This window comes from uncultured Spongiibacter sp., from assembly GCF_964011655.1.
Classification (GTDB): domain Bacteria; phylum Pseudomonadota; class Gammaproteobacteria; order Pseudomonadales; family Spongiibacteraceae; genus Spongiibacter; species Spongiibacter marinus.
Window position 1 is genome coordinate 12429 of sequence record NZ_CAXGPO010000029.1, and the last position, 11932, is coordinate 24360.

Annotated in this window: 17 protein-coding genes and 3 tRNA genes; 8 read left to right on the forward strand and 12 right to left on the reverse strand. The window is 54.4% G+C overall.

Annotation, left to right across the window (positions count from 1 at the left end; all coding sequences use genetic code 11):
* Positions 1-9 precede the first annotated feature (9 nt).
* Positions 10-390: a lysozyme inhibitor LprI family protein gene (locus tag ABNS66_RS12165; protein ID WP_286695649.1), complete on the reverse strand. Its 381-nt coding sequence runs from the start codon at positions 388-390 to the stop codon at positions 10-12.
* A gap of 222 nt (positions 391-612) precedes the next feature.
* On the opposite strand from ABNS66_RS12165, the gene ABNS66_RS12170 reads away from it, so the two are divergent.
* The 7 genes from ABNS66_RS12170 to ABNS66_RS12200 all read left to right on the forward strand — a co-directional run bounded on the left by ABNS66_RS12170 (position 613) and on the right by ABNS66_RS12200 (position 5415).
* Positions 613-1035 (forward strand): hypothetical protein, encoded by a 423-nt coding sequence (locus ABNS66_RS12170; RefSeq protein WP_286837954.1) that lies wholly within the window; start codon positions 613-615, stop codon positions 1033-1035.
* Positions 1036-1327: 292 nt separating this feature from the next.
* Positions 1328-1996 (forward strand): Bax inhibitor-1/YccA family protein, encoded by a 669-nt coding sequence (locus ABNS66_RS12175; RefSeq protein WP_286695651.1) that lies wholly within the window; start codon positions 1328-1330, stop codon positions 1994-1996.
* A 65-nt stretch (positions 1997-2061) separates the two neighbouring features.
* A complete protein-coding gene (locus ABNS66_RS12180; RefSeq protein WP_286695652.1) occupies positions 2062-2406 on the forward strand; it encodes a DsrE family protein in 345 nt (114 codons plus the stop codon).
* 3 nt (positions 2407-2409) lie between these two features.
* Complete coding sequence (locus ABNS66_RS12185; RefSeq protein ID WP_286695653.1) at positions 2410-2700, forward strand: hypothetical protein; 291 nt, start codon at positions 2410-2412, stop codon at positions 2698-2700.
* Between the two features lie 314 nt (positions 2701-3014).
* A complete protein-coding gene (locus ABNS66_RS12190; protein ID WP_204996430.1) occupies positions 3015-3998 on the forward strand; it encodes a glycosyl transferase family protein in 984 nt (327 codons plus the stop codon).
* A gap of 8 nt (positions 3999-4006) precedes the next feature.
* Positions 4007-5098, forward strand: coding sequence for a tRNA (uridine(54)-C5)-methyltransferase TrmA (gene trmA / locus ABNS66_RS12195; protein WP_286695655.1), 1092 nt, complete (start codon positions 4007-4009; stop codon positions 5096-5098).
* A gap of 35 nt (positions 5099-5133) precedes the next feature.
* A complete protein-coding gene (locus tag ABNS66_RS12200; protein WP_204996428.1) occupies positions 5134-5415 on the forward strand; it encodes a 4a-hydroxytetrahydrobiopterin dehydratase in 282 nt (93 codons plus the stop codon).
* Between the two features lie 2 nt (positions 5416-5417).
* On the opposite strand, the gene ABNS66_RS12205 is transcribed toward ABNS66_RS12200, so the two are convergent.
* The 7 genes from ABNS66_RS12205 to ABNS66_RS12235 all read right to left on the reverse strand — a co-directional run bounded on the left by ABNS66_RS12205 (position 5418) and on the right by ABNS66_RS12235 (position 10168).
* Complete coding sequence (locus ABNS66_RS12205; protein WP_286695656.1) at positions 5418-6251, reverse strand: hypothetical protein; 834 nt, start codon at positions 6249-6251, stop codon at positions 5418-5420.
* A 3-nt stretch (positions 6252-6254) separates the two neighbouring features.
* Positions 6255-6851, reverse strand: coding sequence for a dUTP diphosphatase (locus ABNS66_RS12210; protein WP_204996585.1), 597 nt, complete (start codon positions 6849-6851; stop codon positions 6255-6257).
* Positions 6852-6947: 96 nt separating this feature from the next.
* Positions 6948-7187, reverse strand: a complete 240-nt coding sequence (locus tag ABNS66_RS12215) for a hypothetical protein (RefSeq protein WP_027873816.1) — start codon at positions 7185-7187, stop codon at positions 6948-6950.
* An 8-nt stretch (positions 7188-7195) separates the two neighbouring features.
* Positions 7196-7531 carry a hypothetical protein gene (locus ABNS66_RS12220; RefSeq protein WP_286837950.1) on the reverse strand — a complete coding sequence of 112 codons (336 nt, stop codon included), beginning with the start codon at positions 7529-7531 and terminating at the stop codon, positions 7196-7198.
* Between the two features lie 90 nt (positions 7532-7621).
* On the reverse strand, positions 7622-8443 hold the full coding sequence (gene queF / locus ABNS66_RS12225; RefSeq protein ID WP_286837948.1) for an NADPH-dependent 7-cyano-7-deazaguanine reductase QueF: 822 nt from the start codon (positions 8441-8443) through the stop codon (positions 7622-7624).
* 10 nt (positions 8444-8453) lie between these two features.
* Positions 8454-9227, reverse strand: coding sequence for an ABC transporter permease (locus ABNS66_RS12230; RefSeq protein WP_027873819.1), 774 nt, complete (start codon positions 9225-9227; stop codon positions 8454-8456).
* A 26-nt stretch (positions 9228-9253) separates the two neighbouring features.
* Positions 9254-10168 (reverse strand): ABC transporter ATP-binding protein, encoded by a 915-nt coding sequence (locus ABNS66_RS12235; RefSeq protein ID WP_286837946.1) that lies wholly within the window; start codon positions 10166-10168, stop codon positions 9254-9256.
* 100 nt (positions 10169-10268) lie between these two features.
* Between ABNS66_RS12235 and ABNS66_RS12240 the strand changes: the two genes are divergently transcribed.
* Positions 10269-10667, forward strand: a complete 399-nt coding sequence (locus ABNS66_RS12240) for a PA2817 family protein (RefSeq protein WP_286837944.1) — start codon at positions 10269-10271, stop codon at positions 10665-10667.
* 92 nt (positions 10668-10759) lie between these two features.
* On the opposite strand, the gene ABNS66_RS12245 is transcribed toward ABNS66_RS12240, so the two are convergent.
* The 4 genes from ABNS66_RS12245 to msrB form a co-directional block, all read right to left on the reverse strand.
* A tRNA-Gly gene (locus ABNS66_RS12245) sits at positions 10760-10835 on the reverse strand.
* Positions 10836-10974: 139 nt separating this feature from the next.
* Positions 10975-11050, reverse strand: a tRNA-Glu gene (locus tag ABNS66_RS12250).
* A gap of 175 nt (positions 11051-11225) precedes the next feature.
* Positions 11226-11301: transfer RNA gene (locus ABNS66_RS12255), tRNA-Glu, on the reverse strand.
* Between the two features lie 159 nt (positions 11302-11460).
* Positions 11461-11859 (reverse strand): peptide-methionine (R)-S-oxide reductase MsrB, encoded by a 399-nt coding sequence (gene msrB / locus ABNS66_RS12260; RefSeq protein ID WP_286838263.1) that lies wholly within the window; start codon positions 11857-11859, stop codon positions 11461-11463.
* Positions 11860-11932 lie beyond the last annotated feature (73 nt).

Consider the following 11932-nt stretch of genomic DNA (forward strand, 5'->3'; position numbering starts at 1 on the left):
ACCCTATTATCACTGTACTTCGTAGAGCTCCTGCAGCTGGCGCACCCGCGCGTTAGTGAGGTCTGTCAGGCAACTAAGTTCGTCCACGTGCCGGGAGCTACCCCCACTCATTAACCGAAAGACCGCTGCACAATGTTGGTCCCGATAATTCTGCCAGGCAGCTTGGCCCTGAATTAGGCTGTGCTTGATCTCCTCTCGTTCGACTAAAAAATCCTCAAAGCCATTATCGTCAATTTTCGCCTGAATCAACGTCAGGGTACCGGCTAGACTCGACTCCGCATCATCAAACGCCGCCTGGGACACACAATGCTCTTTCGGGAAATCACAAATAGGCTCGGCATAACACGCCATTCCTAGCATCAATACGACCGCGATTACACAATATTTCATCCACCAACCTCTCCCCTTTACGCAGCCCAGACCGAGCGACTTCCGGCCAACCGCCTTTTCGACTATTCGGGTGGCCTCTCGCGACAGACGACCGACAGCGACGCGAGCAATGTTTGACGCTACCATAGCAAACGAATGTAGTGTCGAGCATCACTGCCATTGCCGGCGATTAGGCAGAGCAGTTAACGCCGGGCCTCGACACGCTAACGAAGGGAATCACCAATGATTTCGAGTGAAGGACAAAGGCCCGCCGGCCTGACGGCATCATACCTTCATCAACTCTTTCCTGCGGCCATGGCTACGGCGGTGTTCGCGGCGTTTGCCCATGCGGGTCTCGTAGCCATCGCCGCACGATCGATCGGGTTGGAGCTGCTCTATATAGCCGGGCTCAGTTTTGTGGTTGCACTAGTCCCGGCCTTGGCTGGCGGGGCCATTTTACTGCTGATTTGCGGCATATTCGCCCTGCGGCTACCGGCATCGCTATTATTGTTTCTTGTCGTCATTCAAGCCGTGGCCATCGAGCTAGAAATGTTATTTTTTGAAGGCGGGTTTAACGACATTTCCTGGCAGTACGGGCTTATCACCGCTCCCGCCTCAGTAGTCGCCTGGTACCGCTCGGTCTACTACGCTCACAAAAACACATGAAAAGTGCCTTTTACCAACAGCCCAGCAACAGTGGCCTGATATTCATAGCCTCGCGGCAGCGGGCGAGTGGAGAATGAAAACCTTCAGTAATATCCTATTCCACGACGTTTAAGCGGGCTTTTCAATGGCTTACCAAGCCAATAAGCCAGCCCCGTGGTAGACATTGCACGGATTTCCTCCCTCCTCGCCTCGAATCACTCTCAAGTACAAAAATAGCTGCGTTTCAAGTTTCCAAAGTCGTGTCTAGTGCGTATCATTTGGTGAGATGATGCTTTTAACAACGGAGTCAATCATGCAAGAAAAAGCGGTTTTTCAGTCCACTACCACGGCCCCCGCCGTTGAGGTTAGTAAGGTTCTGCGCAACACCTATATGTTGCTGGGGCTAACCCTGCTCAATAGTGCGCTGTTTTCCGGTTTGGCAATGGCTATGGAACTTGGGCGCGGTGCAGCCCTGGGCCTGTCACTTGGCGGTCTGGTAATGCTGTTTGTTGTCAATGCCACAGCAAACTCCGGCAAGGGCTTGATTGCAACCTTTGTGTTTACTGCGCTTATGGGTGCGGCACTGGGTCCTATGCTAAGCGCCTATCTGGCACTTCCCAATGGCCCTGAGCTGGTAATGCAAGCCCTAGGCGGCACAGCGCTGGTGTTTTTCGGCCTGTCAGCCTATGCACTGACCACTCGTAAGGACTTCTCCTTCCTCGGCGGATTCCTGATGGTCGGCCTGCTTGTTATTGTCGTGGCGAGTATTGCCAACATCTTCTTTCAGGTGCCAGCGGCGTCTTTGGCGATATCGGCAGCGGCCGTGTTCATTATGTCTGGCCTGATCCTGTTTGATACCAGCCGTATTATCCACGGCGGTGAAACAAACTATATTCGCGCCACCGTTGCGTTGTACCTGGATATCTACAACCTATTCGTACACCTGCTGCACCTACTGGGTGTATTCAGCGGCGACGATTAAGCCCCGTTTCGGCCCCACTTTCAGGTGGGGCCTTATCTCTACTCAGCAACTGACCATTCTTTACTATGCGCTTTGCCATTATGCTCAACGGTGTCAACGCAAAGGGCAATACCCCACACGCTATTGGCTTCTGCGAAGCGCTGCTTGCCGCCGGGCATGAGTTAGGCTGTATTTTTTTCAGTGGCGAGAGTGTTGCACTGGCAATGTCCGACCCCGACTCGGCCTCAGAACTAGAACAGTGGCAAGCCATCGCTGAGCGCGCAGGTACCGAGCTCAGCCTTTGTAGCAATAGCGCCAACGCACGAGGATTGACGCCCGAGAAGCTGCCCGAACACTGTGCGATAGCCGGGCTGGCCTACTGGCTCGAGCAAGACAGCCGCGCACAACGCAGTCTGCGATTTTCGGGGTAGACCATGTTGCTGCTAGTGAGCCAAAACCACACACTTCAACACGCCTGCGACTTGGCGCTCACTGCCCTCGTGTTTGGCCAAGACGTTCAGTTTGTGTTGTGGCCTGATGTTTTCGCTTCGCTCTGCGCAAATCCGCCGCTTTGCTCGCAACTCGAGGAATTCGGCCTCACCCGAATCTACACCAAAGGCGCCACGACCACCGCAACTCACGCGACTGGCATTGAGGTAACCGAACTGAGCGATTCGGCGCTGCAAACCCTTATTGCCAGTGAAGAAAAGGCACTCAGCTTTTGACCACGCTACACCTATTACAGGCTAACGACAGCCTGGAACGCGCCCTACCGTGCATTGCCTGCGGTGATGTCGTGGTTTACCTGAATACTCTCGCGGCGCAACACGCGCAATCTAGCGGGCTTGAACGCGCGCAAGAACATTATCAACTCGGCGACCAAGGCCACCCAGAGGCGGTAAGCATCAACTATTCACAACTCGTTACACTGTGCACCCGGTACAGACACTGCCTCAGCTGGTAAAATTCCCCCTCTGTGCAACCATCATCTGGGCGGCTCCCACACCATGAGCGCACGCCCTGGAAACAAAGGCCTGTTATGACTGAACACCCCTTCGCACAATATGTGCGAATTCTTGGGAAGGGTAAATCCGGCTCCCGCTCGTTGACGCTGGAAGAAGCGCGTAGCGCCATGACCATGCTTCTGAATGGTGAGGTGGAAGACGTCCAGCTCGGCGCGTTTTTGATGCTGCTGCGAGTGAAAGAAGAAAGCCCAGAGGAACTCGCAGGTTTCGTCCACGCGGTGCGCGACAGTCTATCTTTGCCGGGACTTTCCGTGGACCTGGACTGGGCAAGTTATGCCGGCAAACGGCGCCAGCAAGCCTGGTATCTGTTGGCGGCGCTGGCGCTGGCCGATAGCGGCGTTCGCACGGTGATGCACGGTGCAGCTGGCCACACAGCAGGCCGCGCCTACAGCGAACAACTTTTGCGGGAACTTGGCGAGCCTGTGGTAGAAGACCTCTCAGAATGTGCGACGGCACTTGAACAAGGTAATTTCTGCTACCTGCCGTTGCGTTTATTCTGCCCGGGCCTGCAACGGATGATGGAGATGCGCCAGTTGTTTGGACTGCGCTCCCCGGTTCATAGCCTCGCCAGGCTAATCAACCCCTTCGCCGCGCCCCACTCCCTGCAAAGTATTTTCCACCCCGCCTATAGCGACAGTCACCAACAGGCCGCTGCGCTGCTTCAGCAACCCCATGCTGCAGTATTTAAAGGCGAGGCCGGCGAGGCCGAGCGCAAGCCGGAGGCTATCTGCAAGGTGAAAACGGTACACAACGGCGTACTGGGCGAACAAGAGTGGCCAAAACTGCTCGACGGCCGCCAAACCTGGCAAACCGAGCTCAGCAGCCTGTGCCTTCGCGAGGCGTGGTGTGACGACAACATCAGTGAATACGGCAAGTACGCCGTATTAGGCAGCATTGCCATTGCCGTGCAACTTCGCACTCCCCAACTTGATATCGATGCAGCCTACGCAAAAGCCACCGAGATCTGGTCTGCGCGCAATCGTAGCCGTTTAGGATAACCACCAATATGACCAGCCAGTTCATTCAGCCCGAGCAATACCAACACTTATTAGACGAAAAAGTAAGTGCTTGTCGCAGCCTGTTTGGCGATCTCGGCCTGCCCTCCCCTCAGGTTTTTCCGTCTTCCCCCAAGCACTATCGTATGCGTGCTGAATTTCGTGTGTGGCATGACAATGATGACCTGTTCTATGCCATGTTCGACCCTAACGACCCCAAAGTACCGCTGCGTGTCGACGACTTCCCCGTAGCCAGCGAGGCGATCTGCAAGCTGATGCCCGTGCTGCGCTCCGAGCTCATTAGTACCCCCGTGCTGCGCCACCGCCTGTTTCAGATCGAATTTCTAAGCACCCTCAGCGGCGGCATGCTAGTCAGCCTAATTTACCACCGGCGGCTTGACGACGCGTGGCAGACGGCAGCCACGGCCTTAACGGAGCAGCTTGGCATCAGTATTATCGGCCGCAGCCGAAAACAGAAGTGTGTTATCGGCCAAGACTATGTGGAAGAGACCCTCCCAATCGGCAACAGCCAATACCACTATCGCCAATACGAGGGCGGCTTTACGCAACCCAATGCTCAGGTGAACTGCAAAATGATCGAGTGGGCCATCGCACATGCCGGAGGCGACGAAAAGCGCGATCTGCTGGAGCTTTACTGCGGCAACGGTAACTTCACTGCCCCGCTTTCACGCAGCTTTCGCAAAGTTTTGGCCACAGAAATATCCAAAACCTCAGTAAAAGCCGCCAGGGAAAACTTCGCTCACAACGGCCTGGATAATATCGATATTCTGCGTATGTCGAGTGAAGAATTTACCAGCGCACTCAATGGTGAACGGCAGTTTCGGCGAATGGAAGGAAAAGACCTCGCTGACTACGATATTGGCTGCGTGCTTGTCGACCCTCCCAGAGCAGGGCTCGACGCCGGTACGCGCGAGCTCATTGCCCGCTTTGAGCGCATCATCTACATTTCATGCAATCCGCAGACATTGCGCAGAGACCTAGAGCAATTACGCGGCACACATCACACAATCGCCTTCGCGCTGTTTGACCAGTTCCCCTACACTGACCACATGGAATGCGGCGTGATTCTGCAAAGACAGTAAAGCTGCCAATAATAGCAACAAGGATTCTGACAATTATGACCGTCAAACTGACAGATAAAGAAATCGCCGATGCATTGAAACAGCTGCCTCACTGGCAATTAGAAGGCGATAAACTCACTCGCCAGCTGGAGTTCAATCATTTTGTCGACGCCTTCGCCTTTATGACGCGCGTCGCCCTGCGAGCAGAAAAAATTGATCATCACCCCGACTGGAGCAATAGCTACAACCGCGTCGATATTGCCCTGACCAGTCACGACGCTGGCGGCCTTACGGCCCGCGACCTTGCCTTAGCGGCCGCTATCGATAAGGAAGTCTAGGTTTACAGCACATGAACGCCGGCCTCGATAAGACGGCGGCTTAAATATTCATCCAGCGCATCGAGGTCTTCTGGGTGAATATCGATGACGGTCATGCCGCGTTGCGCGCAAATCTCGGCACGCGCCATTCTGGCAGACAGCACATCGGGGTGCTCAGTCCCCCCCCACACCTCTAGGCAAAGCTGGTATTCCGGTAGAAAAAAGTCGACATCGCCTGCCGTTGGCGCGGCCAGGGGCTGCTCACTGGCGTAGCGCAAACCGGCAAAGTACAGCCAGTTGGCAACCTGGCGGTGAGCATCGCTACTGCACTGACGGCCATCAGCACTGCGACACTCACTCAGCAAATCATCACCGCGCTGACTGCGCCGGTGGAGCTCACGTAACGGTGGATGCGCCAGCATGTCCTCAGGCCACATCACATAGCTTTGGCCGCTTTGCGGGCTATCACAGGTTTGCCCGCCCAATGCCTGACCACTGCCACTTGCCTCCCAGCCACGGCGACCTGAGACGATATAACCGAGCGCACACAACAGCCGGTTTGTCTGCCTGGCGGAAATACCCAGCGGTTTGCCAAGCTCTGCCGCCGACAGCAAACGCTGACTCTCCATCGCTTGAAACAGGCGGTGTTCGATAATTGCCGGCGGCCAAACAATATAACGCCCATAGCGCTTACTGTTTACGTAACGCCCACCTTCAAATTCACCCTTTGCGGTCAGCGCCCAACCATCGTCAATTTTCCGTATCCAGCCATAGTCCTTTAACGTGGCAAACAGCTGCTGCACGGGCAGCTCCAGCTGACGCGCCAGGGCCGAAGTCGACAAGCCGTCCTGACTCACGATCTACGCCCCCGGGTAACGCGATGCCAGCGCCGCATAGACCTGGTCGGCAAAATCCGCCGCGTCGCTATCTAACTCAGTCAGCACTTCCACGAGGTGGACATTATCTTCCTTGCCCGCCCAGGTTTTAATGTAGCTACCGTCTTTGTAGCCGTGGTCTTGGCGGAAGAAGTTCAAGACATTCTTGCCAACATATTGGCGATAGAGGGTGACAAAATCCAAGCCGACAGCCAGCAGTAGATCCCTGAATAACGCGACCGAAAATGAACGACTAACCAAGCTGTGACTGGCCAGCGCCTCTGTTGCGGTTAACACATCAGTCGACTTTTGCTCGCTATTCTCAAGCTCTGCAAGCATCTCTGCGGCAATAGCCTCGTGCGATTTTCCAGCGGCGAATAAGGCGCTCATACCGAAGTGCCAAATATCGACAACTTCCAGCTGAACCTGCTCGAGATCCGTGTCCTGTTTTTTCCACCACTTATATCCTTGGTGATCCATCAACTCACCGCACTCGATCCAAACAGCGCGGTACCATTCGTACTGCTGGTCGATCCACTGCGGATGCACGCGCTGGTTCATCCGGTCTTGCATCGCAAGCATGGTACAAAAAGCCTGTTGTTGAGCGTGAGTAGACACCAGCATTTCCCCGTAATTAAAAAACGGGATCATCATAAACAATTGATGGGAAAAGAGCACTTACGAAGCGGCTATGCAGCGCTCTCGAAATGTCTCTGAGGCATTGAGCAGGCGCCGCATCGTCGCACTGTCGAGGCTGGCGCGCTCGTCGCTCTCTACCAGAGGAAGGATGACAGCAGGGATCTGTGCGGCAAAATTTGCGGCATACACCAAGCGCCGCGGCTCTGACCAGATCATCACCGACGAACTGGGGCCATGCATGGTGTAGCGCTTACTGCGCACACGGTTAGGCTTCCACATGAGGCCTCCTAGGCACAGTCGCGCTTGTGTTGTGTGGGCTTGGACGAATCGAGCACGACGCGCACATTGCGCCCGCAGGCAAAATCAACCACCGGCAGGGGAATGCCGTGAAGCAGTACTGCCACGGCCGCCTCTGGGAGATCCGGCAGGCAGAGCATGTCCTTGGGCTCTTCGCCCTGAGGGAAGAAGATCAGCAGGTCGTAAATGCTCACCCGCCCATCCTCAACAATTTTGTGCAACTCAAAGCAGGCACCATCAATTACGCGAGGAAAAACATGATCCACACCCAGGTGGTTCACGTTTCCTTTGTCGTCGTAACCGAGGAGATAACTGGCAATGAGCATTTGACCTCCTGACAAGGCCTGTGGCGATGACAAGATTGTCGCTATTAGCGGCTAAAACCACTATCCGGTCATTTACTTACCGGCCTAAGATCACTGCCTAAACGCCCGCGGATTAAGCGGCTCAGCCGGCTCGCTACTACCCCGCCAAGGGTTGATATCCAGACCACCACGCCGCAAGTAGCGCGCGAAGACCGTTAGTGTTTCTGTGTGGCATGCTCGCTGAATGTCGCAAAAAATCTGCTCGACACACTGCTCGTGAAAATCGTTCTGCTGGCGAAAGGAAACCAAATACCGCAGCAAACTTGCTTCATCGATTTTGGGGCCTCGGCAGCGAATGCTCACGGAGGCCCAATCCGGCTGTCCCGTCACTGGGCAGCGCGATCGCAACAGGTGGCTGTAGTATTGCTGATCGACGACCTCACCGTCGTCACAGCGCAGCAATTGTGCGCTTGGCTGATAATCGCTGATGTCGATATCCAGCGAATCCAGGCACTGCCCTTCCATCGACTCGGGACATAAGGTTTTATCCCAGTGCTCCGGTCGGTGCAAAATGACCTTTACCTCGGCGCCACAGGCCTGACTGAGATCCTCCGTCAATGCCGACAACACCGCTTGCTCTGAATCAAAGGCGGTTTGGTTGAAGGAGTTTAAATACAGCTTGAACGACTTTGACTCGACAATAAACGGTGACGCCGCCGGAAAATGAAACTCTCCCACCGCAACATGGGGCTTTCCACGGTGGTCTAGCCACGACAGCTCAAAGGCGTTCCAAACGTCTACCCCGTAGAAATGGGTCGCGCCGTCAATGCCGAGGCGCTGGCGCCCCTCGCTGCGCGCAATGGGATGCAGCACAGAGGGATCATAGTGCTCCGGGTAGTCTACCTGCGCGCCCAGCGGCCCGTGAATGCCCATAATGCCTCCCCTACTGGCGCAAGCGCTTACCGGTGTTAAGCAGATACATGCAGTAGCCATAGGCCAACAGCGTAAATACCCCCACCATCAAGAAAGCGGTACCCACATTCACATCCGAAACCCCTAGCACCCCATAGCGAAAGGCATTCACGATGTAGAGCATGGGATTTAAACGCGACACATCTGCCCAAAATTCTGGCAGCAAATCTATCGAGTAAAAAACACCACCCAAGTAGGTCAGCGGCGTTAACACAAACACCGGCACAATCGACACATCATCGAAGTTATTGGCGTACACCGCATTGATGAAGCCAGCCAACGAAAACATGATGGACGTCATCAGCACAATGCCAACCGTAACGCCAATATGCTGTATGTGCAGGCGAGTAAAAAACAGTGACAGCAAGGTGACGATCAGGCCGACCAACAAGCCCCGTGCCACACCGCCCAACACATAGCCCCACAACACCGTGTTGTTGGACATCGGGGATACCAGAATTTCCTCAACAAAGCGCTGAAACTTCGCCCCGAAGAACGACGACACCACATTGGAGTAGGCATTGGTGATTACCGACATCATAATCAGGCCAGGCACGACAAATTCCATGTAAGTAAAGCCGCCCATCTCGCCAATGCGGGAGCCGATCAAGGCACCAAAAATTATAAAATACAGCGACATGGTAATGGCTGGCGGCAACAGCGTTTGCATCCATATTCTCAAAAACCGCCGGATCTCCTTGCGCACAATTGTGATAAAGGCGATCCACTGTTCACGCGTTGTCATGTTTTATAACCTCGTAGTGAGCCGCGCTAGCTCTTCGCTAACAACGACACAAATAATTCTTCAAGACGATTCGCCTTGTTACGCATACTGGTAACTTCAACGCCCTGCTCACTCAGGGCCGCAAACACCGCATTCAGGGAACCGCCCTTCTCCAGCGCGACTTCCAGCATTTGCTCATCCGTTTTGTGGGTTTCAAAGCCCGCAATTGAAATGGTATCGGGCAGCGGCTCTTTGGTATCGAGCACGAAGGTCTCTCTGTGAAGCTGCTTAAGCAGTGTCTTCATCGCCGTGTTTTCAGCAATTTCGCCGCTGTCGATAATGGCAATGTTCCGGCACAGGCTTTCCGCTTCTTCGAGGTAGTGCGTCGTTAAAATGATGGTCGTGCCGCGCTGGTTGATTTCCTTCAGAAAGGCCCACATCGAACGGCGCAGCTCAATGTCCACCCCAGCGGTGGGCTCGTCGAGGATCAATAGGCGCGGCTCATGTACCAGCGCGCGAGCAATCATCAAGCGGCGCTTCATACCACCCGACAGCATGCGTGAGGCAGTGTTGCGCTTTTCCCACAAATCCAGCTGCCGAAGGTAGGTCTCGGCGCGCTGCTCGGCCAACTCTCTGGTCAAGCCGTAGTAACCTGCCTGATTAACGACAATATCCCAAACGCTTTCAAAATTCGAAAAATTGAATTCCTGAGGGACAATGCCAATCTCTTTCTTGGCGAGCGCTAATTCGTTATCGATCGAGTGGCCAAACACACTCACCGAGCCCGCCGTCTTCTTTACCAACGAGCAAATAATGCCAATGGTCGTCGACTTTCCCGCGCCATTGGGGCCAAGCAGAGCAAAGAAGTCGCCCTCCTCAACACATAAATCAATCCCTTTCAGTGCTTCAAAGCCGTTGTCGTAGACCTTGCGTAACCCTCGTATTTCTAGGGCTTTGCTCATAGTGATTTCCCATCGTTTAGATAGTGAGAAGGGCCGGTATTTTGCCACGGTGCAGAGATCGAATACACTGGCGCGCTGAATTCATTGCTACGGAGCCCCTGTGAATAGTCGATCGCTGTATTTCCACCAACTCTTCGACCAACTCTTTCAAACCTGCAAAAGCGGCCTGGAGGGCCACGGTGCCTACACACAAGACGCTGTCGACGACTTACTAAATGGCTTTGAGGCACTGCAAAAGCAACTCAGCGGTGACGATGCCCTGGCGCGAGGCCAGGCCCTGCTGTGCCAAATCATTGCGCACTTCCCCGACATCACCCCGATGATGCACCGCGACCTGCTGTGGTATTTCGGTGGTGATTGCCTGCACTACCTCAGCGACGCTGAACTTGAGCAATACCAGCAGCTCGAGGAACGCTACCACGCCACTACGGCGTGTGAGGATGACGCAGACAGCGGTCACTATCGGGACTTGCGTGCCAAGGTATTCGGCATGCACTAGCCCTTTAGCCCCTCACTGCCCACCGCGCGTGGGCAAAAAGTACAAAAGTACAGACGAAAAAAAAGCGAAACATACGTTTCGCTTTTTATTTTTGGAGCGGGAAACCGGGTTCGAACCGGCGACCTCAACCTTGGCAAGGTTGCGCTCTACCAACTGAGCTATTCCCGCAAATCTGTTTTGCGCTTACTGCGCAGCGGAGAAATAATATTTCTCCCTTTTTCTTTTGTCAACAGCGACTTAGAGCAATCTCTTTAAGTCATTTTGCTGACACCGCACCGGCATTTCACATCCGATGAAGCAGAATAAATGGCGTCCCCTAGGGGACTCGAACCCCTGTTACTGCCGTGAAAGGGCAGTGTCCTAGGCCACTAGACGAAGGGGACGCCGCAAACCTCTCACTAGAGCTGCTACCCTTAGCGAGAGCGGCGGCAATTCTAAGATTTGCCCTTGAGCGCGTCAAGGTGGCAAGTCTCTGTCATTACCGCATTCTGGCGAAAGAAAAAACGGCCGGTCTTTTCTTCCCTGCTCTGCAGTGCAAGCACTACAGGGCGAAATAAATGGCGTCCCCTAGGGGACTCGAACCCCTGTTACTGCCGTGAAAGGGCAGTGTCCTAGGCCACTAGACGAAGGGGACGCCGCAAACCTTCCAGGCTGCGAGTCACTGTTGCCTGAAAGTGGCGCGAATTTTAGGGAGCCTGCTCGCTGCCGTCAAGCCTGAATTTACCGCAAACGCAAAATAATGCGTTTTTTCAGTAATTCTGTCGATTTTTTATTCAAGCTGCGCAGAAATCGGTCAAGCTTCTGATTTATCTAGAGTTAGCGACACCGAGTTGATGCAATACCGCAGCCCTGTGGGCGCCGGACCGTCACTAAACACATGCCCTAGGTGAGCATCGCAGCGAGCGCAAACGACCTCTTCGCGGATCATGCCATGACTAGTATCGCGGTTGATTCCGAGAGCGCCTTCGTCGGCTGGCTGGTAGAAGCTCGGCCAACCTGAGCCAGAGTCGTATTTCGTTGTTGACGAGAACAGCGCCTCACCGCAGCAACGGCATCGGTATACGCCGTCGGCAGACTCTTTATAATATTTGCCGGTGAACGCGCGTTCCGTGCCCTTCTCGCGACATACATGGTATTCCTCCGGGCTAAGAAGTTCCCGCCACTGCGCCGCGGATTTTACGACTTTTTCCATCAATATCACTCCACTTGCAAGCCTTTGAAGACGTATACTGTTGCTAACTGTTGATCGCGAGGCAATTCCGCCA